The sequence below is a fragment of the Tardiphaga sp. 866_E4_N1_4 genome, assembly GCF_052076075.1.
GTDB classification, from domain to species: domain Bacteria; phylum Pseudomonadota; class Alphaproteobacteria; order Rhizobiales; family Xanthobacteraceae; genus Tardiphaga; species Tardiphaga robiniae.
In genome coordinates this window covers 4096159-4121178 of the sequence record NZ_CP197242.1, presented here as the reverse complement: position 1 = coordinate 4121178, position 25020 = coordinate 4096159, and the positions used below count along the sequence as shown (strand labels likewise).

Below are 25020 nucleotides of genomic sequence, written 5' to 3'. Positions count from 1 at the left end.
TCAGGTCACCCGATCCTGATCTGCATAGGGGTCCGGGATCCCGAGCGTTGCCAGGATCTCGCGCTCCAGCGCTTCCATCTCCTCGGCTTCGTCGTCCTTCTCATGATCGTAACCGACCAGATGCAGAAAACCGTGAATGGCGAGATGGCTGAGATGGTTGGCGAAGCTCTTCTCTTCTTCGTCAGCCTCGCGGCGCGTGGTCTCGTAGGCAATAGCGATGTCGCCGAGCATGCGGGGCATGTCATCGGGCTCGTCTGCGCCTTCGGGCGGCTGCAGCGCCGGAAATGACAGGACGTTGGTCGGCTTGTCGATGCCACGCCAGTTCTGGTTCAGCGTGCGGATGCCGGCATCGTCGGTGAGCATGACGGCGAGTTCGGCGTCGGCCGTATCGGTATCGACCATGGCGGCGGCAGCTTCGATGGCGCGGTGAATCACGGCGTCAGCATCGGCCTCCGCAGACCAGCAATCGGCGACAACAAGAACCTCTGTCGCGGGAGATGAATAGGTCGGCATCGGTATCGAACTTCTTTCGCGAACGGACCCGATCCCGGGTCCGCCGTCAGCGTATGAGTGTGTCATCAGGTCTTTGTAGCGACCGCCTTCTGCGGCGTTCCTTCGTAGGCGGCGACGATGCGGGCCACGAGTTCGTGGCGGACCACGTCTTCGCCGGTGAATTTCACCTGCGAGATACCCTGCACGCCGTCGAGCAGACGCGCGGCCTCGGCGAGACCCGAGGTCTGGCCGTTGGGCAAGTCGACCTGCGAGGGATCTCCGGTGATGATCATGCGGCTGTTCTCGCCCAGACGCGTCAGAAACATCTTCATCTGCATTGAGGTGGTGTTCTGCGCTTCGTCGAGAATGATTGCGGCATTGGTCAGCGTGCGACCGCGCATGAACGCAAGCGGCGCGATTTCGATTTCGCCGGTCTGCAACGCGCGTTCGACAATGCGCCCGTCCATCAGGTCATAGAGTGCATCATAGATAGGGCGCAGATACGGATCGACCTTCTCGCGCATGTCACCGGGTAGGAAGCCGAGCCTTTCGCCGGCTTCCACCGCCGGACGCGACAGGATGATGCGATCGACTTCCTTGCGCTCGAACAGCATCGCCGCTTGCGCAACCGCAAGCCAGGTCTTGCCGGTACCGGCGGGGCCGATGCCGAAAACCAGCTCGTTGCTTCTCAGCGCGCGGATATAGGCGTCTTGCGTCGCGGTGCGGGCGCGCACCGGGCGCTTGCGCAGATTGATGGTGTCGAAATTCGAGGCGGCTGCTTTCGACCCCTTGGGATCGAACGGAAACAGCGTGCCTTGCGCCAGCGTCGCGCGGATCGTGCCTTCGACATCGCCGGGGGCAAGGTCATGGCCCTGCACTGCCTGCGCATAGAGCGTTTCGAGCACGCGCCGGGCGGCATCGCAGGCGTCGCGGGTACCGGTGAGGGTGATGTGGTTGCCGCGGGAATCGACGACGACATTCAGCCGGCGTTCGATGATCGCGAGGTTCTGGCCATAAGGCCCGACCAGCGAAGAGGCCGCCCGGTTGTCATCAAAGTCGATGACGACCTGCGTCTCGGCCTGCGGTGGAGTATCGAGTTTGCGAACAGCGAGCGTAGACGAATCCGATGCGCTTTTGGCCAAGAATTCAGGCTCCCGTGACGGTGTGAGAACGGACTGGCTGCAACACTGGTGGTACTGGAGAACTAGCAATTGGAGATGATGCGAGGCTGCCGAGCAGGCTGTAGCGCTCAAGGCTCTCAATGGTGACCGGAAGCACCTGGCCGATGATGTCGTCAGAAGCCATCACATGGGCCGGCTGCAGGTAAGCGGTGCGACCGACGATCTGGCCGGGATTGCGCGCGGGGCGTTCGAACAGCACATCCACAGTGCGTCCAATCGTGGCCGCGTTGAAGGCCGATTGCTGGCTGTCGATCAGGTTCTGAAGCCGCACCAATCGCTCGTCCATGTCAGCCTGTGACACCGTCTCCTGCAAATCCGCGGCCGGCGTTCCCGGACGCGGCGAATACTTGAACGAATAAGCGCCAGCGTATCCGATTTGTGTGACGAGCGCGAGCGTGGCTGCAAAATCTTCCTCGGTCTCGCCCGGGAAGCCCACGATGAAATCAGAAGTAAAAGCAATGTCTTGCCGCGCGTCGCGAAAACGATCGATGACGCGGCGATAATCTTCGGCTGTATGTTTGCGGTTCATGGCCGCCAGAATCCGGTCGGAACCGGACTGGACGGGCAGATGCACGAACGGCATCAGCTCCGGCAAATCGCGATGCGCCGCGATCAGCGTGTCCTCGACATCGCGGGGATGGCTGGTCGAATAGCGCAGCCGGGCGATACCGGGAATCTCGGCGAGGCGATAGAGCAGCGTGCCCAGCGCCCACGGGCGGCCGTCGGGGCCCTCGCCGTGATAGCCGTTGACGTTCTGGCCGATCAGCGTGATCTCGCGCACGCCGTTATCGGCGAGCCGCTGCACGTCGTCGATGATCTTCGCCACGGGGCGCGAGACTTCGGAGCCGCGGGTGTAGGGCACCACGCAGAAGGTGCAGAACTTGTCGCAGCCTTCCTGCACGGTCACGAAAGAGGAAATGCCGCGGGCACGAATCGCTGCCGGTTTCGGCGGCGGCAGGAAGCCGAACTTGTCCTCGACCGGAAATTCGGTGTCCAGCGCGCGGCCGCCGGCTTTCGCCTGCTTCAGCAGCGCCGGCAGGTTGTGATAGCTCTGCGGCCCGACCACGACATCGACAACAGGCGCGCGACGAATGATCTCGTTGCCCTCGGCCTGCGCGACGCAGCCGGCGACGACCACGTTCATCTTGCGTCCGGCCTGCGCGGCTTCTGCCTTGGCGACGCGCAGCTTGCCGAGCTCCGAATAGACCTTCTCGGACGCCTTCTCGCGGATGTGGCAGGTGTTAAGAATCACCAGATCCGCGTCGTCGACATTGGCCGTCTCGACGAAGCCTTCAGGCGCCAGCGTGTCCACCATGCGCTGGGCATCGTAGACGTTCATCTGGCAGCCGTAGGATTTGATATGCAGCTTACGCGGCGCGGTCATGGAACCTGTAATGGGCTGGAAATGCGCTTGCTGCGCAGCGCTCAATTATAGGCTAACGCCCGGAAAATCCAGCATTTCTGCAAAATATAAGTGCTTGCAATGGCTTAGGCGAGGCCGACGGGCTCGCCAGCCAGTGCGCCCCTAGCCACGAGGGCCGGCAGCTGTCGCATATCGTCGAAAACCAGATGTGCGCCAGCGGCCGTAAGGGCGCCTGCCGTGGCCGGGCTGCAGTGGCCGCCGCCGTGATAGCCGAATACGGTCATGCCGGCTGCGACCCCCGCCGTCACGCCGGGAATGCTGTCCTCGATGACCACGCAGCGGTTGGGTGCGGCATTCATTTGCGCGGCGGCAAACAGAAACAGATCGGGCTGCGGCTTGCCGCGCTCGACCTGCAGAGCGGAAAACAGATGCGGATCGAAACGGTCGAGCAGCCCGGTCGTGGTGAGGCTGCTGCGAATGCGTGTCGGTGTGCCCGAGGACGCTACGCAAACCGGCTGTGACAATATTGCGAGTGTCTCGGCGATATGCGGGATCGGCTGCAGCTTCGCGCCGAACACCTCGTCGATCGTGGCTTTCAGCGTTGCGGTGTAGTCATCGGGCAGCACGCGGCCGAGCTCGGTCTCGACTTCCAGGCGAGCCTCGCGCGCGGACCGGCCGAGGAAACGCTCATGCACCTGATCGGCGGTGATGGGATAACCGAACTGCGTCAGGACATCTGCGTGGACGACGCAGGCGAGGGACTCACTGTCGACGAGCACGCCGTCACAATCGAAGATGACGAGATCGAAGCGCGAAGAAACTGAACTCACTTGGTTGATTCGCTCACTTGGTGGTTTTGTCCTCGTCGAGCGGCACGCAGTACAGCTCCAGCCGGTGATCGACCAGCTTGTAACCGAGCTTCGCGGCGACTTCAGCCTGCAATTTCTCGATTTCTTCAGACGTGAATTCGATAACGGTGCCGTCACGCAAGTTGATCAGATGATCGTGATGGCTGTCACGCATCGTCTCGTAGCGCGCGCGGCCTTCGCGAAAATCATGACGCTCGATGATGCCGGCGTCTTCGAACAGCTTCACAGTGCGATACACCGTCGAGATCGAGATCTTGTCATCCACCGCAACGCAGCGGCGATACAGTTCCTCGACATCGGGATGATCGTCGGCTTCCGCCAGAACGCGCGCAATCACGCGGCGCTGCTCCGTCATGCGCATGCCGGTCGCGGCGCAGCGCGCCTCGATACCAGCAGACTTCATCGCAGATGATTTCAGTGCAGTCATGATCCGGATCCCATCGTGGCTTCTTTTGCCACTCCGCAGGCGTCAGGACAAGTCGCGCCGCATCACCAGCGCATTCAATTCCGCTCCATCCGCTTCCTTGTAGTAGCGTTCCCGGCGTCCCGCGACTGCGAAGCCGGTTCTGTCATAAAGCCGCCGCGCGGGTAGATTGTTTTCCTCGACTTCGAGGAATACGGTACGCACGCCGCGACCGGCCAGATGGCCGAGATGGGTGAGAAACAGATCGCGCGACAGGCCGCGGCCGCGATGACCCGACGACACCGCAATGGAGAGAATCTCGGCTTCATCGGCGGCGATTCGCGAGACCGCGAAGCCGACGAGGCGGCCGCGCAGTTTCAGCCGATGCACGAGGGTGTTTTGTTCGCGCAGCATCTGCTCGAATTCCCCGGCACCCCAGCCGCGATGGAAGGACGCGGCATGCAACTGCGCGAGTTGTCGCGCGTCGCGGAGCGTGGCGGGCTCGACCACAGCATTGCCGCGGCTGAACAGGCGCAGCCACCAGGCCGGCATCATGATGCGGCTAGTGCGGCCTGCTGCATCAGGCTGCTTTGCGGCTTGGCATCGGGTGCGCGCAGATAATAGGGACGCGCCAGCGCGGTCTCCGGATTCACCGCGGCGCCAAGCCATGCCACCCATGAGATTTCGGGAGCGGGTTGCATATCGACGCGCAGCGGCGCCGGTGCATCGGACGGCCAGCGCGCGGCCAGGATCTCTGCGGCATTGCCGACCAGATACGGTGCGCCGAACTGCGCGGCCTCAAGGGCCTCGTCGATGGGGATGACGCCCGGCCGCACCAGCGAGGTGCCGTTACCGCTGACGACCTGGAAATAGACATGGTCATGCCGCGCATCGATGGCGGCGATGACAGGCGCATCCATGTTCTCACTGACGACGGGTGCCGCATAGGCCGTCAGTGTGGTGATGCCGACCACGGGCTTGCTGGCCGCCAGGCCAATGCCGCGCGCCGCCGCCAGGCCGACGCGCAGGCCGGTAAAGCTGCCCGGACCAGTGGTGACGGCAATGCGGTCGAGGTCGGCGAAGGCGATGCCGGAATCCGCCATGACGCGCCCGAGCAACGGCATCAGCGCCTCGGCATGTCCGCGCTTCATCGGCATGGACTCATGCGCAATGAGCTTGCTGGTGCGGGTGTCGAGGATGCCTGCGGCGCAGGCGTCAAGGGCGGTATCAATGGCAAGGATCAACATAAAGAGACGCTACCACGGCTTGCGAGGGTTTGCGCCTGCCACTCGCAGAATATCGCTCCACGCGCAATGGTGCTGTGATTCGCGTTGCTGCCGGAGAGGGGGGCGGCAGCTTTAGCGTGCATCCACTACTCGCTTTCTCATAAAGATATTTTCACAAGATACGATAGCGAGATCATGAAAGTTCCCGTGAGCGAAATGCGCCCGTGGACAGCTTCAGTTTCGCTCTGGCTAAAAGCTTCACTTAATAAATTCTTCGGAGATCGATGAGATAAGCATACCGTTCGGAAGCGACATTTCGCGGATGCGCGTGGCTTTCATGCGGGCTGAAATTATTCGTCTAATTTTTTGAATACGATTATATTTATGGGAGGCGATTCGATGCTGCATTGGTTGAGCAGTTCAGGGGCGCGCGAGGGGCTGGCCCTGGCGGCAGCGATCAAAAAATCGCAAGCGGTGATCGAGTTCAGCGCTGACGGCACGATCCTTGGAGCCAATCAAAACTTCCTGTCCGCCCTTGGATATACGCTGGAAGAAATCGTCGGCAAGAACCACAGCATGTTCGTGACGCCGGAGATGAAGAGCAGCGCGGAATATCGCACGTTCTGGAACAACCTCAATCGCGGCGAGTACCAGGCCGGCGAGTTCAAGCGTCTCGGCAAAGGTGGCAAGGAAGTCTGGATCCAGGGTTCCTACAACCCGATCCTTGGGAATGATGGCAAGCCCCTGAAAATCGTCAAGTTTGCCATGGATACAACTGCAGTGAAAATCCGCAGTATGGACGATGCCGGCAAGATCGCAGCCATCGGTCGTTCGCAGGCTGTCATCGAGTTCAAGCTCGATGGGACGATTGTCACGGCCAATGACTTGTTCTTGAATGTCATGGGTTACAATCTCGCGGAAATCGAAGGAAAACATCACAGCATGTTTGTCGATTCTGCAACTCGCGACGGCGCGGCCTATCGCGAATTCTGGGCCAGCCTCAATCGTGGTGAATATCAGGCCGCCGAATACAAGCGGATCGGCAAGAACGGCAAAGAGGTCTGGATTCTCGCGACCTACAATCCAATCCTTGATGAGACAGGCCGGCCAATCAAGGTAGTCAAGTTCGCGTCAGACGTTACCGAACAGAAGCTGCGCACGGCGAATTTCTCAGGTCAGATCGAGGCCATCGGCAAGTCGCAGGCCGTGATCGAATTTAGCATGGATGGCATCGTTCTCAGCGCCAATGAGAATTTTCTGGGCGTGCTCGGTTACGCGCTCTCGGAAATACAGGGCAAGCACCACAGCATGTTCGTTGTGCCGAGTGAGCGCGACGGTGCCGACTATCGCGAATTCTGGGCGGCGCTTAAGCGTGGTAACTATCAGGCGGCGGAGTACCAGCGGATCGGTAAGGGCGGCAAACAAGTCTGGATACAGGCTTCGTACAATCCGATCCTCGATCTCAATGGCAAGCCCTACAAGGTCGTAAAATATGCCACCGACACCACGGCGCAGGTGATTGCGCGCATGAAGAGCGAACGCGTCCGCGCGATGATGGAATCGGTCGCCGCTGGCGCTGAGGAACTGAACGCGTCGGTGCGCGAAATCTCTGAGGCCATGATGAAATCAAAGACCACGGCGATGTCTGCGGTGGGCAAGGTCGAGTTGGCGGACGATCAAGCGCAGCGTCTCAGCACGGCAGCGCAGGCGATGAGTGGGATCGTCGAGCTGATCGGCAACATCACCGGGCAAATCAATCTGTTGGCGCTGAATGCCACCATCGAATCGGCGCGTGCCGGTGAAGCCGGTCGTGGCTTTGCGGTCGTTGCATCGGAGGTGAAAAATCTGGCCAACCAGGCCAAGCAGGCGACCGATAAGATCGCCAGCGAGATTGGCAGCCTCAATGGCATTTCGAGCGATGTGGTCGATGCGCTGAACGCGATCAAGCAGGAGATCCAGAACGTCAGCGAATATGTCACCGCAACTGCGGCTGCCGTCGAAGAGCAGAGCACGGTGACGAACGAAATGTCATCGAGCATGCAGCGGGCCGCAGAAGAAGCCGCAAGTATCGGCCGCTAAACGAAGGCTGGTTCCAGAAACGAAAATGCCCGGGATTGTCCCGGGCATTTTTATGTGTCGCGGTGCGACCGAACTTACATCGGGCGGACTTCGACAACGTCCGGCACGAAGTGCTTCAGCAGGTTCTGTATGCCGTGCTGCAGGGTCGCTGTCGATGACGGGCAGCCGGCGCACGACCCCTTCATGTTCAGATAAACGATGCCGTCCTTGAAGCCGCGGAAAGTAATGTCGCCGCCGTCATTGGCCACGGCCGGGCGCACGCGAGTCTCGATCAGGTCCTTGATCGTATCGACTGTCTCGGCGTCTTCCTCGTTGAAGAATTCGGCCTCGTCGTCGGAGATCACGTCGCCGCTCACGCTGCCGTCGGCCATCAGCGGCGCGCCGGACATGTAGTGCTCCATGATGGCGCCGAGGATCGCCGGCTTGAGGTGCTGCCAGTCGCTGTCGTCTTTGGTCACGGTGACGAAGTCGGAGCCGTAGAACACTGACGTGACGCCCTTCACGGCGAACAGCTTTTCGGCCAGCGGCGAACGCGTTGCGGCTTCCGGTGAGGTGAATTCCATGGTGCCGCTGTCGAGCACGTCGCGGCCGGGAATGAACTTCAGCGTGGCGGGATTGGGGGTAGCTTCGGTCTGGATGAACATCGGTCTCTCCTGCGTCGCCGGTTCAAGGCCGGCGCGTGAGTATCCCCTAGCAGATGGCGACGAAAAACGCACGATCAAGGCGCGAAATCGCCGAATTCGGCCTATTTCGCAGTCCCTTAGCCGTCCGAAAGGGTGGTTACGACAGGGCGTCGATGTCGAGGTCGCTCAGGGCGCCCGACACGATGACGACCGGCACCGGAAACGAGCCGACCAGCTTGGCCATCATGGTGACGATCGGGCCGGGGCCTTCCGCGCCGGCCGATGCAGCCAGCACCAGCATGGAAATGTCGACGTCCTTGTCGATTACGTCGAGGATTTGCTCGGTGGGATCACCCTCGCGGATCACGCGTTCAGGGGTGATGGCGGCGATGCCATTGGCGCGGCCTGAGGCGCGGTCCAGCGCGGCATTGGCACCTTCTTCCGCTTCGGCCTTCATGACATCGGCAACGCCGAGCCATTGCTGGTTGCGATCTTCGGTGTCGATGATGCGCAGCATCACCACGCCGCCACCGACACGAATGGCCCAGCGGCTGGCGTAATACACTGCGCGGTCCCATTCCTCGCTGTCATCGACGACCACGAGGCATTTCGGCTTGTGGCCGCTTTCATAACTACGTCGCTGGGTGCTCATGCATGTCCCGATGCTGTGGCGTGTCTGATGCGCCAGAATGTGAGCGGCTTGGCAATCGTGTCATGCTGCCACGGCGCAGCGGCGTTCGACAAGCGCGACGCAAGGATGACTTGCGTCGCGTCGATTGTGGCAGAGAAAAGGAATGCGATAGCGAATTTACCGCTTGTGGACGAAGCCGATGATGTCCTTCACGGACTTGATGGTTTCGGCGGCAATGACGCCGGCGCGTTCGCCGCCATCGGCCAGAACCTGATCGACATAGGTCAGATCGGATGTCGTCAGCCGCTTCATCTCGCCGGCGATAGGCGACAGTTTTTCGACAGCGAGATCGACGAGGCTCGATTTGAAGCCGGAAAACTGCGCGCCGCCGAATTCTGTGAGAATGTCAGCCTTCGACCGGTTGGACAGTGCGGCATAGATACCGACGAGATTGTCGGCCTCGGGACGCGGCTCGAGGCCCTTCTCTTCCGACGGCAACGGTTCCGGATCGGTCTTCGCCTTGCGGATCTTCTGCGCGATGGTGTCTGCATCGTCCGTGAGGTTGATGCGCGAATTGTCTGACGCGTCCGACTTCGACATCTTCTTGGTGCCGTCGCGCAGGCTCATCACCCGCGTCGCCGGACCGGTGATGACGGGCTCAGGCATCGGGAAGTAAGGGCCGTCATGGCCCTGCGCTGCGATGGACTCGGAGAAGTCGTTGTTGAACTTCTGCGAGATGTCGCGGCACAGTTCGAGATGCTGCTTCTGGTCCTCGCCGACCGGAACGTGCGTGGCGCGATACAGTAGAATGTCCGCGGCCATCAGCACCGGATAGTCGTAGAGACCCACGGACGCGTTTTCGCGATCCTTGCCGGCCTTTTCCTTGAACTGGGTCATGCGGTTCAGCCAGCCGAGGCGGGCGACGCAGTTGAAGATCCAGGCCAGCTCGGCATGGCCGGACACCTGGCTCTGGTTGAAGATGATCTGCTTCTTCGGATCGATGCCCGAGGCGATGAAGGCCGCAGTCACTTCACGGGTGTTACGGCGCAGTTCATCGGGCCCGCCCCAGACAGAAATCGGCACGGTGACGGCATGCATATCGACCACGCAGTAGATGCAATTATGCGTCTCCTGCAGTTTGACGAAATTCACGATCGCGCCGAGATAGTTGCCGAGGTGCAGATTGCCCGTCGGCTGGACGCCCGAAAAGACCCGTTGGGTAAAAGCCATAACCAAGTTCCTGTGTGCCCGTGGTGGAATGCGGGCCAAGGGGCGTGACTTGCCATAGGCGCCGGGCGGCGTCCATTGCCAATCTGCCCTAGCCGGCCGCCGGTGATCGCTTGAGGGCGCCGCGGACCTCGGCCCAGCGCACGGCCCCCGTCAGCGTCAGTAACGCGGCGTAGATTGCCAGCCCGCCAACGATCAGGAGGCCGAGCAAGCTCGCTCGTACCAGGCCGTGGGCCTGCGCCGTCCAGGGCAAGGCAAGATGCGCGGCGAGCCATAGCAGGCCGCCCATGGCCAGCGACGACAGGACAATGATCGGCAGTCGGCGTCTTGCATCATGGTCGAGTGAGAAGCCGAAAGCTGCTGCACTCCGGACGATCAAAAAGGTCGCACTGCCCCACGCCGCCAGAGCGATCGCCGCCGCGATGCCGCTCGTACCGAATGGCCTATTCAAAACCAGTGCGAAGATGATTGCGATTACCAAACCGACGAGTGTCGCCAGCAGCGGCGTCGTCGTGTCCTCGCGGGCGAAGAAGGCGGGCGACAGAGCTTTCACAAGCACCTGAGCGGGCAAGCCCAGCGCCAACCATATCAGCGCACTTGCAGTCGAGACTGTGTCGCTCGCGCCGAACGCGCCGTGTTGAAACAGACACTGCACGATGAGATGACTCAATATCATCAGTCCGAGCGTAGCCGGCAATGCGAGACCGATCGCGAGTTCAAACCCGCGCGATTCCGCCTGCGCGATGGCGGCGTGATCGTCTGATCGCACAGCGCGCGTCAATGCGGGGACCAGCACAGTGCCCATGGCCGTGCCGACGATGCCGAGCGGCAGTTCAATCAGGCGGTTCGCGAAATACAGCCACGATACGGCAGCCGGAGTCGTCGATGCGATGATTGCGCCGGTGACGACGAGAAGCTGCGGCCCGGAATTGGCGACCATGCCAGGCAACGCCTTGCGGAAGAAGCCGCGCATCTCGCCATCGAACGACAGCCGCAAAGGCGCCGCAAGATTGCCGCCAGATTTCCGCAAGATCAGCATCAGCAATTGTAGCAGCCCGGCAATGCCCACAGTGGCCGCCATGGCCATAGCGGCAGTGTCTGCCTCTTGCCGCCACACTAGCAGTAGGGCCATGACGGCGATCAGGGCGATGTTGAAGAGCAGCGGCGAAAATGCGGTCACCGCGAAGCGTTGTTGCGCGTTCAGCAGTCCCATCATGACAGTGACGGGGCCGGCGAAGGCGAGATAGGGCAGCATCAATCGCGCATTCTCGACGGCGAGCTGCAGCGTCGGCTGGCCGACGAAACCCGGGGCAAGCAGCGCGATCACGAGCGGCATCGCAAAGCCGATCAGGATCGTCGCGACCATCAGCGCAACGCTGATGGTGCCGAGCACACGACCCGCAAAAGCTGTGGCTGCGACGGCGCCCTGCGTCGTCTGGATGCGCAGCCAGGCCGGAATCAGCGCCGCGTTCAGCGCGCCCTCGGTGAGCAGCCGCCGGATTACATTGACGAGCTGAAATGCGACCAGAAAAGCATCCGCGATCGGGCCTGCACCGAGCAGCGCAGCCACCATTGCGTCGCGGGCAAAGCCCAGCAACCGCGACGCCAAAGTGCCCGTGGAAACGGTCAGGATGGAACGGATCATAGAACCATCGTAAGGGGCTGTCCTTGCTGGCGCGGGGCAGAACGTGATAGTCGCTGCAGCCATCAAACCGGCCTTTACCGACGGCTCAACTTGGGCGACCGCGAGACGAGTTGAAACGGATTTTCAGCCTCATCGCAATTGCCGCAACGGGATATTCTTAATGACCTCAGCAAAATATGACGTGCTCGGAATCGGCAACGCGATTTTCGATGTGCTGGTGCAGGCCGACGACAAGTTTCTCGCCGCGCATGAGATGACCAAGGGCGGTATGGCACTGATCGACGAAGCCCGCGCCGCTGCGATCTACAAGGCGATGGGCCCTGCCACCGAAATGTCCGGCGGTTCGGCCGCCAATACCATCGTCGGCCTCGCCAGCCTCGGCGCCCGCGCGGCCTATGTCGGCAAGGTCAAGGATGACCAGATCGGCACGCTCTATACCCACGACATCCGTGCGGCCGGCGTTGCGTTCGACACCAAACCCGCCACGGGCGGTCCGGCCACCGGCTGTTCCTACATCCTGGTGACACCCGATGGCGAGCGCACCATGAACACCTATCTCGGTGCTGCGCAGGATCTGACGCCCGACGATATTGACGCCGCTGCGGTCGCGGCCTCGTCGATCGTCTATCTCGAAGGTTATTTGTGGGATCCCGCCAGCGCCAAGGAAGCCTTCGTGAAGGCCTCGAAGATCGCCCATGACGCCAAGCGTCAGGTCGCATTGACGCTGTCGGACGCGTTCTGCGTTGGTCGTTATCGTGCCGAGTTTCTCGACCTGATGCGGTCCGGCACCGTCGATCTCATCTTCGCGAACGAGGCCGAACTGACCTCGCTTTACGAAACCACGGATTTCGATGCGGCGCTCAAGCAGCTCGGCCAGGACACCAAGCTCGGCGTCGTCACCCGCAGCGAGAAGGGCTGTGTCGTGACATCGAGCGATGGCGTCGTTGCAGTGCCTGCACACAAGATCGAGAAGCTCGTCGATACCACCGGTGCAGGCGATCTGTTCGCGGCGGGCTTCCTGTTCGGCCTGGTGCGCAACGCCGGCTATGAGAATGCCGGCAAGCTCGGCGCGATGGCCGCCGCTGAAGTCATCCAGCATATCGGCGCGCGTCCCCAGGTTTCGCTGAAGGACCTGGCGGGCAAGAACGGGTTGCCGGTTTAAGGCTGCATTTCTTGGGCTTTCTTCTCTGTCGTAATGCCCGGCCAGCGCGAAGCGAGCTTCGCTAGGTGTGCCGGGCATCCACGTCTTGGCAAGAGAGGAAAGTCGTGGATGGCCGGGCCAAGCCCGGCCATGACGTGGTGAGAGATCAGCGCATCGCGACTCTCACGCCGCTTTCTTCGCACCCAGCCCCGCATAAACGGCGCGTTCGAAATCCGAAAACACCTTCAAACAAGTCGAATCCGCAAACGGCAGCACCTGCATCATGATGACGCCGGTGATATCTCGCACCGGATCGATCCAGTAATAGGTGTTGGCGAGGCCGGCCCAGGCAAGGCTGCCGGCGCTGCGGCCTTCGGCTGACTGCGCCGTATTGATCATGAAGCTGAGCCCGTATTTCTTGTCGATGCCCGGAAGGAAGTCGACATTGTTACTGGCGGTCGGTACCGCTGAAGCCATCGGGGTCATGTTGAGTTCGCCGATGTGGTTTTGGCTCATCAGCGCGACGGTCTCTGGCTTTAATATCCGATTGCCGTTTCCGGTCCCGTTATTCAGCATCATTTGCGTAAACTTGATGTAGTCGGGGGCAGTGCCATAGAGCCCCCCGCCACCGGCGAAGAATTCCGGATCCTGTTTGATCTCGAACGGGATCGGGCTCAGTGCACCGTCGGCGCCGCGGCTGTGCATGGCAACAAGGCGCTTGCGCTGGTCGCCGCCAATCACGAAGGCGGTGTCGGTCATCTCAAGTGGCGCCAGCAAATGGTTCTGGAAATAAGCGTCCAGGCGTTCGCCGCTAACGGCCTCGACGACCTTGCCGACGAAGTCGATATTGGTGCCGTACTCCCAGCGGGTTCCGGGATCGCGCATGATCGGCACCTTCATGGCGGCGTTCAGTCCGGAGCGAAACGGCGGAATGCCGGTTGTCTCAAGATAGCGCACCATGTCGCCGTTCCACATGTCGTAACAGAAGCCGGCGGTGTGGGTCAGCAGATGCCGCAAGGTGATCGGTTGGCGCGGCGGACGTAGTTTCGGAGTGCCTTCGCTGTCGAAACCATCCAGCACCTGCGTCTCCGCGAGATCCCGAAGCACGGTCGCCAGCGGTGCATCCAGCGTCAATTTGCCCTGCTCCACCAGCTGCATCGCTGCAGCAGCCGTAATCGCCTTGGTCATGGACGCGATCCAGAACACGCTGTCTGGTGTCATGGTGGTATCTTTGGATGCGTCACGCTTGCCCAGCGCCCCCTGGTAGATGACCTCGCTCGGCGTCGCAGCCACCGCCACAGCACCGGGAATGGCACCTGTTTCGGTGGCCTGCTGCAGAATCCGGTCAATCTCGACTTGAACTGACATCCGTTTCCTCTCCGATTTTCTTTGATCTTACCGATTTCCGGCGCGGACGTTCAACTTGGGCGCGAGGTCGTCGGTCTCGCGGATGTGATTACATTTGCGCTGGTTTTAACATCTGAGGGGAACCATATCGGGGTCGGGAGCGAGTTTGATCGCGCCTTGGAACGAAATTGGCGCAGCTGTGTTCAAAAAATGACGTGAACGTCAAAGCGCCTTCCGACACTAATCCGTAAGACCATGAGTACCTGATGCAGCGTGTCAGCTGCGGAGACAGACGATGATCGCGAACTGGACCGACTGGAAACATTATCCCCGCGCTTCCCGTGGCGAGAGCATCGAGGCCCCGATCGGTCCAGGAATTTTCGAAGTTCGCGTGGCGCAGACCGGCGCCCTGTTCGCTTTCGATGCGGCTGAAAATCTGGCGCAGGCGCTGGCGAAGATTTCGGCCCCGCCCAAATCGTTTATTTCCTGGTTCGGTCGCAGCGACGCAGCGATGCTGCCGGAGCTGGAATACCGCACCTTCTCCACGACCACCCGTGCCAACGCCCGCATCGCTTTCGAGCGAATGATCGATCGGCGCGAGACCTATATGCGCGGCGCGGCCTGATCGGGCTTGCGGCGTTCTGCGACTGTTGAATTCGGGCGTTAAATACCCCTGCGGGCGATAGCTGCCATTCGCCGCCAAAGGGGCGCTTTCGGGCCTATACTCCTCTACAAGTCCGCGGCTATACGTTCGCGACACTTTCCGCAGGAGAACCGCCCATGTCACCGACCTCAGCCGCACGCCAGTCCACCGCCCCTTCGCTGCGCGACCGCCTCAAGGACCCCTCGCTGCTGCGCGACAAGTGCTACATCGACGGCGCCTGGGTCGGCACCGGCGAGACCTCGGTGACCAATCCGGTCAATGAGATTGAAATTGCCAAGGTGCCCAATATGGGCGCCAAGGAAACGACGCAGGCTGTCGAGGCCGCCGAAAAGGCGTTTCCGGCCTGGGCCAAGTTCACCGCCAAGCAGCGCTCCAACATCCTTCGAAAGTGGTTCGAGCTGATCATCGCCAACCGCGAGGATCTCGCGCTGATCCTGACCACCGAGCAGGGCAAGCCGCTGGCCGAAGCGCTGGGCGAGGTCGATATCGGCGCCGCCTATATCGAATTCTTCGCCGAGGAAGCCCGCCGCGTCTATGGCGAGACCATCCCGACCCAGCGTGCCGATGCACGCCTGTTGGCGATCAAGCAGCCGATCGGCGTTTGCGGCGCCATCACGCCGTGGAATTTCCCGAACTCGATGATCACCCGCAAAGTGTCACCGGCGCTGGCCGCCGGTTGCACCGTGGTGATCAAGCCTGCCAACGAGACGCCGCTGTCGGCGCTCGCGCTGGCTGAACTCGCCGAGCGTGCCGGCGTGCCGAAGGGTGTGCTGAACATCATCACCGGCGACGCATCGGCGATCGGCCTCGTGCTCTGCGAACATCCTGCGGTGCGCTTCGTCGGCTTCACCGGCTCCACCAATGTCGGCAAGATCCTCTACAGGCAGGCTTCGGTTGGTGTGAAGAAGCTCGGCCTTGAACTCGGCGGCAATGCGCCCTTCGTGGTGTTCGACGATGCCGACATCGACGCCGCCGTCGAGGGCGCGATCGTGTCGAAGTATCGCAACATGGGCCAGACCTGTGTCTGCGCCAATCGCCTCTACGCTCAGGACGCCATCTACGATCAGTTCGTCGAGAAGCTGGCGAAGAAGGTTGCGGCCATGAAGGTCGGCGACGGCACCGAGCAAGGCATCACCCAAGGCCCGCTGATCAACGAAAAGGCGATCGAGAAAGTCGAGCGTCACATCGCTGATGCCGTGAAGGGCGGCGCAAGGATCGTCACCGGCGGCAAGCGCCATGCGCTCGGTGGTACGTTCTTCGAGCCGACGGTGCTCGCCAATGTGAAGTCGGATGCGCTGGTCTCGCAGGAAGAAACCTTCGGCCCGCTGGCGCCGGTGTTCCGTTTCAAGGACGAAGCCGACGTCATCGCCATGTGCAACGCCTCGCCGTTCGGTCTGGCATCGTACTTCTATTCGCGTGATCTCGGCCGTGTCTGGCGTGTTGCGGAAGCGCTGGAGTCCGGCATGGTCGGCGTTAATACCGGCCTCATCACCACCGAAGTCGCTCCGTTCGGTGGTGTGAAGGAGTCGGGTTTGGGCCGCGAAGGCTCGCATCACGGCATGGAAGAATATGTCGAGATCAAATACATCATGATGTCAGGGATCTGAGGCGTCACCTCCGACCCAATTAAAATTCATTATGCGTCATGCCCGGCCAGCGCGAAGCAAGCTTCGCTAGATGTGCCGGGCATTTGCATTTGGGCTGGCCGAGCCAGCGTCGCTCAGTAGCAGCGACGGACGCGCACGCCATTGACCCAGACGGTGCGGCACGCGACCGCCACCGGGCGGCGCACCACCGCGGCGCCACGATAGCCGGCGCAGCCGGCACGGTAAACGCCGCGTGCGCAGACGACGGCGTTGGCGTCGGTGGCTTCAAACGTCATTGTCGTGCCGAATGCGAGAACGGCTGCAACCATCATTAAGAAAGTACGCATGGTGATCTCCCGGCTGTGTTGGTTGGCAAAACAAACGAAGAAAGGTTCGTGGGCTTCAGTAGGCGGAATTAAGAACGATCAAATGAGAAGTGGCTTCACGCGCAAAGAGTAGTTCGCAGGAGACGCAAAGGCTGCGTGGTCAATGAGAAATCTTGCGACGCCGCCTTGCGTCTCGATCCGACAGAACGTTTATTCAATCTCCTAAATACAAATACTTGCCGACCAGAAACATGCGATGGGACGATTTTGCCCGGTGTTGATCTCAACAGGAGAAAGCATGTCGGATTTCAGAACCAGGTGGCTTACTTTTCACGGTCGACATATCGAGCCCGCCTCAAAGGAAATATTCAGTCACGTCGAAAAGATGGTGATCGGCACTTTGATCATCTCGGCCGGGGCGCATGTGTCGAGCAATGAGCCCCTGATCGTCCTGTTTGGATATTTGCGCCACGGTCTTGTCGGTCGCGGTGTCATGCTGTTCGGAATTGTTTTGTTGCTGCTGAATTTCCTCGATGGCCTCTACAAGCTCGCAAAGTTGGAATGGCACGTGGCGCTTCAGATCATCATGTCGCTCTGTTACGTCATTCTGTCTGTCCGGTTGATCCAGTTGATTTTGGCCTTCCGTGGAGAGTGATCCCGCCTATTGCCGGGCGCATCGTGTTTATCGTTGAGCAAATGGCGCAAGAACGCTGGTGCAAGCCGGCGAAAGTGATGCGCTGTTGCTGGCCAGGCATTGCACGATGCGGCCGCCACCAGGCGCTATGCCGCCGCAGAGCGATCTGATGTCGCCACCGCATGCTGATCTCATCACGAGCAATTCTTCGCGTGGCCGCATCGGCCGCAGCACGATGGCTGCAGGAGCAGCGGCGGCGGCAGGCGTAGCGGTTGTGGCTGCCGCAGCAGGTGGCGGGGCTGTGCTTTTCACTGCCGCCTTTGGTGCGGCAGTGGCGGGCGCGGGCTTGGTAGCCGGTGGTGTTGCTTCTGTCTTGGGCGCTGCAGCAGGCGTTGGCGCGGTGGTCTTCGGTGCCGCAGTTGGCGCCTGAACTGCACGCACCGCGCCCGCACATCCCGCAGAAAGACTAGCCATGTTCTTTTGCAGGCATTGCAGCGAGGCTTCTCCACCAGGAGGAACGCTTGAGCAATGCGCGATGTAATCCGAGCGACACTGCGTCTTGATCGCGTCACGCTGCGCCTGGCTCGGCGCTTGCGCAAAGGTGGGGCTCGCGATTGCGATTAGAATGATAGTAGCCATCGATACGCGATATCGCGCGGCCAAGCCGAACATGAAATTCATCGCTGAAATCCTCGTTGCTACCGCCCGGTTAGTCAGGGCAACTGCGTAAAATCTTCAAGAAGCGTGAGTTCTGAAAGGCATTCGCAAAACAACTTCGGTCCGACATCATTTTACGGTTTCGGTTTCACTACAAGTGGATTGTTGCTATTGATGCGGGCGGCTGTCGTTTTTGGCCAAGGTTTTTTTGAGAGTCTTTTGATTGAGGCAGGACAATGCGATTTATGCGCGCCTGTTCATCTGGACCGAAAGATCGCATTGAGCAGCTGCAGCATGTCCCCGCTATACGCGCTGCCGGCGTTGTGCTGACGAGCATCTTTTTAAGTGCCTGCGAGCAAAACACTTTCGTGCCGCCACCGCCGCCGAAAGTTGAGGTGGCGGTTCCTGTGCAGCGCGGCATCACGCGCTTTCTCGAAGCGACAGGCAATACAGCGCCGATCAAGAATGTCGATCTCGTGGCGCGCGTTCAGGGCGTTCTGCAGTCGATCAACTATCAGGACGGCTCCTTCGTCAAGCAAGGCACCACGCTGTTCACGATCGAGCCTGAGACATACCAGTTGAAGCTGGAACAGGCGCAGGCTGCGGAAGCCGGTGCGCAGGCGTCTGCAAAGCAGGCGGAAGCGGATTTCAAACGCCAGTCGGACCTCGTATCCCGCCAGGTTGTTGCGCAGTCAACGCTCGAGCAGTCGACGGCGACACGAGAGAATTCACAAGCCAATCTGCAGCAGGCGCAAGTCAACACCAAGATCGCGGCCGTCAATTACGGCTATACGAATGTCATTGCGCCGTTTGACGGCATCGTCAGCGCACATCTGATGTCGGTTGGCGAACTGGTCGGTGTGGCGTCGCCGACCCAGCTTGCGACGATCGTGCAGCTCGATCCGATTTATGTGAATTTCAACGTCAACGAACAGGACGTTCTGCGCATCCGGGATGAAGCCCGGCGGCGCGGGCTGACGGTGAACGATCTCAGGCAGCTGCCGATCGAGATCGGACTGCAGACCGAGACTGGTTTTCCGCACAAGGGCCAAATCGACTACATCTCGCCGACCATCAACCAGTCGACCGGTACGCTGCCGGTGCGAGGTGTTCTGCCAAATCCGGATCGCATCCTGTTGCCGGGTTTTTATGTTCGCGTGCGCGTGCCTATCGACCAGCAGGACAACGCCCTGCTGGTGCCGGATGTATCGCTCGGCAGCGATCAGGCCGGGCGTTATGTGCTGGTCGTGAATGGCGACAATGTCATCGAGCAGCGCAAGGTCGTCACCGGCCCGCTGGACGGTGAGCTTCGCGTCATTGAAAGCGGTCTGAAGCCGGATGATCGCGTCGTCATTGCAGGCCTGCTGCGTGCCATTCCGGGGCAGAAGGTCGATCCGCAACTGAGAAAGATCGAAGCGCCGACCCCGACCAAATAGGACAGGCCATGATTTCGAAGTTCTTCATCGAGCGGCCGGTCCTGTCCAATGTCATCGCGTTGCTGATGATCCTGATCGGCGGCGTCTCGCTCTATGGCCTCGCAGTCGCGCAATATCCGGACGTGGTGCCGCCGACCGTCCAGGTGACGACGCGCTATCCCGGCGCCAGCGCCAAGACCATCGTCGACACGGTGGCGCTGCCGATCGAGCAGCAGGTGAATGGCGTCGAGGACATGCTCTATATGCAGTCCTACAGCGCAGCCGATGGTACCTATTCACTTACGGTCACGTTCAAGATCGGTACCGATCTGAATTTTGCGCAGGTGTTGGTGCAGAACCGCGTATCGAGCGCGCTGTCGTCGCTGCCGACCGCCGTGCAGAATCAGGGCGTGACCGTTCAGAAGAAATCGACGGCAATCCTGTTGTTCGTGACACTGACGTCGCCCAAATCAACCTATGACAGCCTGTTTCTGAGCAATTACGCCACGATCAACATCCGGGACGAGCTGTCGCGTCTGTCGGGGGTCGGCAATGTGACGGTGTTCGGCGCCGGCCAGTATTCGATGCGGATATGGCTGGATCCGAGCAAGCTGCAAGTGCGCGGGCTGATGCCGCAGGATATCATCCAGTCCATCCAGCAGCAGAGCCAGCAGGTTTCTGCGGGGCAAATCGGCATGCCGCCGACGCCCGCGGGACAGGCCTTCCAGTACACGCTGAACATCAACGGGCGGCTGGATGATCCCGGTGAATTCGAGGACATCATCGTCAAGACCGGCGACAATGGCGATGTCACGCGGGTCCGTGACGTCGGACGCGTCGAATTGGGTGCGCAGACCTACAGCCAGATCTTTTCGCTCAACCAGAAGCCAGCCGTCGGCATCGGCGTATTCCAGTCGCCGGGCGCCAATGCGCTCGAGGTGGAGAAGGCTGTCGAGAAGAAGATGGCGGCGCTGGCCACGCAATTTCCCGACGACATCAAATACGACACGCCGTTCGACACCACGAAATTCGTCCAGGCATCGATCAACGAGGTCTACAAGACGCTCCTCGAAGCAGGTTTGCTAGTGCTGGTGGTCATCCTGATCTTCCTGCAGGATTGGCGCGCGATGCTGGTGCCGGCGACCACTGTGCCGGTGACGATCATCGGCGCCTTCGCGGCGATGGCGGCGCTCGGTTTCACCATCAATCTGTCGACCCTGTTTGCCATTGTGCTGGCGATCGGCATTGTCGTCGACGATGCCATCGTGGTTGTCGAAGGCGCGGCGTACAATATCGAGCAGGGCATGTCCGGCCACGACGCGGCGATCAGCGCGATGGACAAGCTGTTCGCCCCGATCATCGGCATCACGCTGGTGCTGATCTCTGTGTTCTTGCCGGCGGCATTCCTGCCCGGGCTGACGGGGCGCATGTATGCGCAATTTGCACTGGTTATCGCGGCCACGGCGCTGCTCAGCGCCGTCAATGCGGCCACGCTGAAGCCGACACAATGCGCATTGTGGCTGCGCCGCCCGGTGCCGCCGGAGAAGCGCAATTTTTTCTATCGTGGGTTCAACAGGGTCTACGATCGGCTCGAACGGGCCTATGCCGCTCTGATCGGTCGCATGGTCGCGCACAGCAATCTCTCGGTTGTCCTAGCATTGATCCTGATCAGTATTGGCGGTTACGGCCTATCCCGGATTCCCACCGGCTTCATCCCGATCGAGGATCAAGGTTATCTGCTGGTCGCAGTCCAGTTGCCCGATGGTGCCGCGCTGGATCGGACTCAGCGTGTACTCGATCGGGTCGGTGAATTGGCCGCGAAGACGCCAGCGGTGGAACAGGTGGTTACCATCGCCGGCATCTCCGCGCTCGACAGCAGCTCCAGCCTGGCCAATGCCGGTGTCGCCTATCTGATCCTGAAAGAATGGAGCGAGCGCGGACCGGGACAGGATCTTCGTTCGCTGTTCGTTGGATTGAACGAGAGCCTGTCGGTGATTCCAGAGGCGCGCATTCTGGTGATCCCGCCGCCGCCCATTCAGGGCATCGGCAACGCGGCGGGCTTCGCCATGCAGATCGAACTGCGCGATGGCAATGCCGATTACAGCAAGCTGCAGGCGATCACCGGGGCGATTGTAGCTAATGCAGAGACGCAGAGTGCTTTGCAGCGCGTCAGTTCGCCGTTCCGCTCAATGGTGCCGCAATTCGATATCGAGATCGACCGTATCAAGACCCAGACCCTGCATGTCACGACGGATCAGGTGTTCTCAACCCTGTCGTCCTATCTGGGCTCGTCCTTCGTCAACCAGTTCAACAAGTTTGGCCGCACCTTTCAGGTCTACACACAAGCAGATGCCAAATTCCGGCTGACTGCCCGGGACATCGAGAACCTGATGGTCCGCAACCAGCAAGGCAACATGGTCCCGCTTGGCACCGTGGCGAAGATTACGCCCGCCGTGGGGCCGTCGCTGATCAGTCTCTATAATCTTTATCCGACGGCGACGGTGATCGGCCTGCCAGCACAGGGCTACAGTTCGGGGCAGTCCATGGCGTTAATGGAGCAGATTGCGGCGAAGACGCTGCCTCCGGGAACGGGCTTCGAGTGGACGGCGATGTCGTATCAGGAAAAGATCGTCGGCAATCAGCTCTATTATGTATTCGGTCTTGCGCTGCTGCTCGTCTATCTGGTGCTCGCCGGACAGTATGAAAGCTGGTACGCGCCGATTTCGGTGATCCTGGCCGTGCCGCTGTCACTGCTTGGCCCGATGGCGGTGCTCACCGCGCTGCGGATCGAGAACAATCTCTACACCCAGATCGGCATTATCCTTTTGATCGCGCTGTCAGCGAAGAACGCGATCCTGATCGTTGAGGTGGCGATCGAACTGCACGTGCATGATCGCAAGCCACTACTGGAGTCGGCGGTCGCAGCTGCACGTGCGCGATTCAGGCCGATTCTGATGACGTCCTTCGCCTTCATTCTCGGCGTGCTGCCGCTGGTGCTCGCGACCGGCGCCGGCGCCAACGCCCGCAAGTCGATCGGCATCACCGTATTCTCGGGCATGCTCGCCTCGACCTGCCTTGCCGTCCTGTTCGTTCCGACCTTTTTTGTCGTCGTCCAAAGGTGGGAGAACTGGCGCGCCAGTCGCAAGGCAACGAAACCTGCCAATTCAACCGTCGGTGCCGGGGGCCCCAACTCGTAGACGATCGTGACGTCTGTTTCAGATGCGCTGTGTCGGCTATTCTTACCTTCGCAACACTGCAATCATCCGGCTCGCAAATGCGAGCCTCTCCGCCATCACAGACACGAAATAGGTCAGCAGCTTCTGGCTCAATGCGGGGTGGTTCTGCTTGATGTCCTCGAAGGCGTCGGCGCGCAGCAGATACAGCACGCTCGCGATCTCTGCCTGGATGGTGGCGCTGCGCGGTGCATAGGCGACAAGGCCCATTTCGCCCACCGTCGTGTAACGCCCGAGACTGCGGACCCGCGTCAGCTTGCCATCGCCCGCCGGCACCATGATGCCGAGTCGGCCGTCCAGAATGAAGTGCATGGAATCGGCAGCGTCGCCGGCCTGAACGATGATCTCGCCGGCAACGACCTCGACGCGCTGGCAGCGGCGCATCAGTTCTTCGGAATCGTCGGCGGTGCGCAGGATCTTGGTGAACCAGTCGCGTAAGTTGGCTTCTTCTTCGGCGAGCCCGCGATGCCGCGCGATCACCTCGTTCTCGCACCACTCCAGCGCGTGATCGAGTTCGCCCATGACCTTGACGGCGTCATCGATGAACAGGCTGGCGCGCAAATTGCGATTGGCTGAGGGATGAAGATTGGCGAGCACCAGCGTGGTGCCGTGGCCTTCGGCGATGCGCTTGATCTGGGCGAAGCTGTGGGCCGCCGACGAGTCGATGCCCGTCACCAGCTTGAAGTCGAACACCAGATACCGGCATTCGGGATGGCGGCGCAGCAGCGCCTTGACGTGCAGATACAGTCGGTTGGCCGAGCCGAAGAACAGATAGCTCTGCAGATTAAGGCCCTGGATTTCGCGGCCATGCGCCGCCAGCGTACGCTGATCCTCAAGTGATCGATCGAGCGAACTGCGATATTCCGAGCCATCGAAACCGTATTTGATCGAGGATACCCGCGATACGCTGAGCGCAAAGGTGGCGCAGCCGATCACGATGCCGATCAGCACTCCGGCTACGAACCCCCATGTGAGAATAATGATGATGATTGCCAGCAGGGACAGGTAGTCGAGCAGCGACAGCCGCTTGCGGGAGTCGACGATCCAGCGATGAAGTTGCTCCAGGCCGAGATACAGCAGCAGGCCACCGAGCACGAAGCGCGGCATATAGGCCAGCAGCGCGGGGTCGACGACGAGCATCAGCGCGGCTGCCGCGGCGACGGTGAGGCCCGAAAGCCGCCCTGTGGCACCGCTGTTGCGATTCAGGAGCGAACGGCTGATCGAGATGCAGCCGGCATAGCCTCCGAGTACACCGGCCAGGATATTGGCCGCCCCGGTCGCATTGAGCTCGCGTTCGATATCGGCTTCCCGATGTGCGGCGACTTCGAGGCCCGTCGTATTGAACAGGGTACTCACGGCCGTCACGAAGATCACAGCGATGAAATTGCCGATGAGTCCGGGCAGCGCCTGCCATGGATAGCCGTCGCTGAAGAAGGCCCAGGGTAAGGTCAGGTTGGCCTTGGGCGGCGATGCGAAGGTCCAGCCCATAGCCTGTGCCTCGATCACGGACACACCGGCGATCTTGAAAACTAGATGAGCCGCTATGACGCTCCCGATGAGAATCATCGGCAGGCCTAGTGGCTTACGGGACCGATGCCAGGTCGCATAGATGGTGAGTGCCACGGCTACCGCGGCCAGCAACTCGTAGAACATCATCGGATTGGCGAGTTTTGCCAGGTTCGCCCATTGCAGCTTGTAGCCGGTGATCACCTGAATGGCGCCGGTGACGATCAGGCAGGCGGTGGCTCCCAAAAATCCGCCGATCACCGGATAGGGCACATAGCGGATAGCGCGTCCCATGCGGGTAACGCCGAAGCCGCACAGCACAATGCCGGTGATGATCGTGGCCGAGGATAGGGTGATGAGCACCGGGCCAAGCAAGGCAGACGGTGCATCGGCCGTAACGATGTGCTCGACCAGAGCCGCCGCCAGGATGGCGGTGACGGCTGCGGTCGAGCTCTCGGGGCCGGCGACCGCGAAGGGGAACGAACTGCCAAGGGCGATCACGGCGGCTATGACGCTTGCAGAGATGAAGGTCGCGGCAATGCCGTAGGGCAGCAGCGAGGCCAGCGGCCCGGTGAAGATCAGCACCGAATAGGACAGGCCGAAGCTGATGGTGAGGACGCTGGCGATCAGGCCGCCGAACACGTCATTACGCCATGCGTGCAACACGCCCGGGCTGACAAGGGAGTCAGTCATGGGCGGCTACTTTCGCAATGACGGGCGATGAGGAGGGCGGGCCGGAAGTATGTCACGCGCGAACCTGTAGGAGCGCTGC

Annotated in this window: 22 protein-coding genes; 8 read left to right on the top strand and 14 right to left on the bottom strand. The window is 60.9% G+C overall.

The window, feature by feature from the left end; all coding sequences use genetic code 11:
- The 7 genes from ybeY to tsaB form a co-directional block, all read right to left on the bottom strand.
- A complete protein-coding gene (ybeY, locus tag AB8B20_RS19935) occupies window positions 1-513 on the bottom strand; it encodes an rRNA maturation RNase YbeY (protein WP_439074209.1) in 513 nt (170 codons plus the stop codon).
- A 65-nt stretch (window positions 514-578) separates the two neighbouring features.
- Window positions 579-1634, bottom strand: a complete 1056-nt coding sequence (locus AB8B20_RS19930) for a PhoH family protein (protein ID WP_068730036.1) — start codon at window positions 1632-1634, stop codon at window positions 579-581.
- A 4-nt stretch (window positions 1635-1638) separates the two neighbouring features.
- Complete coding sequence (gene miaB, locus AB8B20_RS19925) at window positions 1639-3057, bottom strand: tRNA (N6-isopentenyl adenosine(37)-C2)-methylthiotransferase MiaB (RefSeq protein ID WP_439074210.1); 1419 nt, start codon at window positions 3055-3057, stop codon at window positions 1639-1641.
- Between the two features lie 104 nt (window positions 3058-3161).
- Window positions 3162-3866, bottom strand: a complete 705-nt coding sequence (locus tag AB8B20_RS19920) for an HAD family hydrolase (protein WP_439074211.1) — start codon at window positions 3864-3866, stop codon at window positions 3162-3164.
- 13 nt (window positions 3867-3879) lie between these two features.
- Window positions 3880-4332 carry a Fur family transcriptional regulator gene (locus AB8B20_RS19915; RefSeq protein ID WP_068730031.1) on the bottom strand — a complete coding sequence of 151 codons (453 nt, stop codon included), beginning with the start codon at window positions 4330-4332 and terminating at the stop codon, window positions 3880-3882.
- Window positions 4333-4374: 42 nt separating this feature from the next.
- Window positions 4375-4860 (bottom strand): ribosomal protein S18-alanine N-acetyltransferase, encoded by a 486-nt coding sequence (gene rimI, locus AB8B20_RS19910; RefSeq protein ID WP_439074990.1) that lies wholly within the window; start codon window positions 4858-4860, stop codon window positions 4375-4377.
- On the bottom strand, window positions 4860-5555 hold the full coding sequence (tsaB, locus tag AB8B20_RS19905; protein ID WP_439074212.1) for a tRNA (adenosine(37)-N6)-threonylcarbamoyltransferase complex dimerization subunit type 1 TsaB: 696 nt from the start codon (window positions 5553-5555) through the stop codon (window positions 4860-4862). The genes rimI and tsaB overlap by 1 nt, the downstream gene beginning before the upstream one ends.
- 378 nt (window positions 5556-5933) lie before the next feature.
- Between tsaB and AB8B20_RS19900 the strand changes: the two genes are divergently transcribed.
- Window positions 5934-7613, top strand: a complete 1680-nt coding sequence (locus tag AB8B20_RS19900; RefSeq protein ID WP_120288075.1) for a PAS domain-containing methyl-accepting chemotaxis protein — start codon at window positions 5934-5936, stop codon at window positions 7611-7613.
- A gap of 74 nt (window positions 7614-7687) precedes the next feature.
- Here AB8B20_RS19900 and AB8B20_RS19895 read toward each other — a convergent pair whose 3' ends face one another.
- The 4 genes from AB8B20_RS19895 to murJ form a co-directional block, all read right to left on the bottom strand.
- Entirely contained in the window at window positions 7688-8257 is a 570-nt protein-coding gene (locus AB8B20_RS19895; RefSeq protein WP_089263329.1) for a NifU family protein, read from the bottom strand.
- 136 nt (window positions 8258-8393) lie between these two features.
- Window positions 8394-8888 carry a universal stress protein gene (locus tag AB8B20_RS19890; RefSeq protein ID WP_089263331.1) on the bottom strand — a complete coding sequence of 165 codons (495 nt, stop codon included), beginning with the start codon at window positions 8886-8888 and terminating at the stop codon, window positions 8394-8396.
- Between the two features lie 156 nt (window positions 8889-9044).
- On the bottom strand, window positions 9045-10097 hold the full coding sequence (trpS, locus tag AB8B20_RS19885) for a tryptophan--tRNA ligase (RefSeq protein WP_093757729.1): 1053 nt from the start codon (window positions 10095-10097) through the stop codon (window positions 9045-9047).
- A gap of 88 nt (window positions 10098-10185) precedes the next feature.
- Window positions 10186-11739: a murein biosynthesis integral membrane protein MurJ gene (gene murJ / locus AB8B20_RS19880; RefSeq protein WP_439074213.1), complete on the bottom strand. Its 1554-nt coding sequence runs from the start codon at window positions 11737-11739 to the stop codon at window positions 10186-10188.
- A gap of 160 nt (window positions 11740-11899) precedes the next feature.
- Here murJ and AB8B20_RS19875 point away from each other — a divergent pair, with 160 nt between their 5' ends.
- Window positions 11900-12901 (top strand): adenosine kinase, encoded by a 1002-nt coding sequence (locus AB8B20_RS19875; protein WP_439074214.1) that lies wholly within the window; start codon window positions 11900-11902, stop codon window positions 12899-12901.
- A gap of 162 nt (window positions 12902-13063) precedes the next feature.
- Here AB8B20_RS19875 and AB8B20_RS19870 read toward each other — a convergent pair whose 3' ends face one another.
- Entirely contained in the window at window positions 13064-14248 is a 1185-nt protein-coding gene (locus tag AB8B20_RS19870) for a serine hydrolase domain-containing protein (RefSeq protein WP_439074215.1), read from the bottom strand.
- 274 nt (window positions 14249-14522) lie between these two features.
- On the opposite strand from AB8B20_RS19870, the gene AB8B20_RS19865 reads away from it, so the two are divergent.
- Window positions 14523-14852, top strand: coding sequence for a hypothetical protein (locus tag AB8B20_RS19865; protein WP_093757725.1), 330 nt, complete (start codon window positions 14523-14525; stop codon window positions 14850-14852).
- A 155-nt stretch (window positions 14853-15007) separates the two neighbouring features.
- Window positions 15008-16498, top strand: a complete 1491-nt coding sequence (locus tag AB8B20_RS19860; RefSeq protein WP_089263343.1) for an NAD-dependent succinate-semialdehyde dehydrogenase — start codon at window positions 15008-15010, stop codon at window positions 16496-16498.
- Window positions 16499-16611: 113 nt separating this feature from the next.
- On the opposite strand, the gene AB8B20_RS19855 is transcribed toward AB8B20_RS19860, so the two are convergent.
- Window positions 16612-16824, bottom strand: coding sequence for a hypothetical protein (locus AB8B20_RS19855; RefSeq protein WP_089263345.1), 213 nt, complete (start codon window positions 16822-16824; stop codon window positions 16612-16614).
- Window positions 16825-17077: 253 nt separating this feature from the next.
- Between AB8B20_RS19855 and AB8B20_RS19850 the strand changes: the two genes are divergently transcribed.
- The 4 genes from AB8B20_RS19850 to AB8B20_RS19835 all read left to right on the top strand — a co-directional run bounded on the left by AB8B20_RS19850 (window position 17078) and on the right by AB8B20_RS19835 (window position 22706).
- Complete coding sequence (locus AB8B20_RS19850) at window positions 17078-17458, top strand: hypothetical protein (RefSeq protein ID WP_439074216.1); 381 nt, start codon at window positions 17078-17080, stop codon at window positions 17456-17458.
- Window positions 17459-17516: 58 nt separating this feature from the next.
- Entirely contained in the window at window positions 17517-17867 is a 351-nt protein-coding gene (locus tag AB8B20_RS19845; protein ID WP_439074217.1) for a hypothetical protein, read from the top strand.
- A gap of 472 nt (window positions 17868-18339) precedes the next feature.
- A complete protein-coding gene (locus AB8B20_RS19840) occupies window positions 18340-19530 on the top strand; it encodes an efflux RND transporter periplasmic adaptor subunit (RefSeq protein ID WP_439074218.1) in 1191 nt (396 codons plus the stop codon).
- Window positions 19531-19538: 8 nt separating this feature from the next.
- On the top strand, window positions 19539-22706 hold the full coding sequence (locus AB8B20_RS19835) for an efflux RND transporter permease subunit (RefSeq protein WP_439074219.1): 3168 nt from the start codon (window positions 19539-19541) through the stop codon (window positions 22704-22706).
- A 42-nt stretch (window positions 22707-22748) separates the two neighbouring features.
- On the opposite strand, the gene AB8B20_RS19830 is transcribed toward AB8B20_RS19835, so the two are convergent.
- A complete protein-coding gene (locus AB8B20_RS19830; RefSeq protein ID WP_231078716.1) occupies window positions 22749-24941 on the bottom strand; it encodes an SLC26A/SulP transporter family protein in 2193 nt (730 codons plus the stop codon).
- Between the last annotated feature and the right edge of the window lie 79 nt (window positions 24942-25020).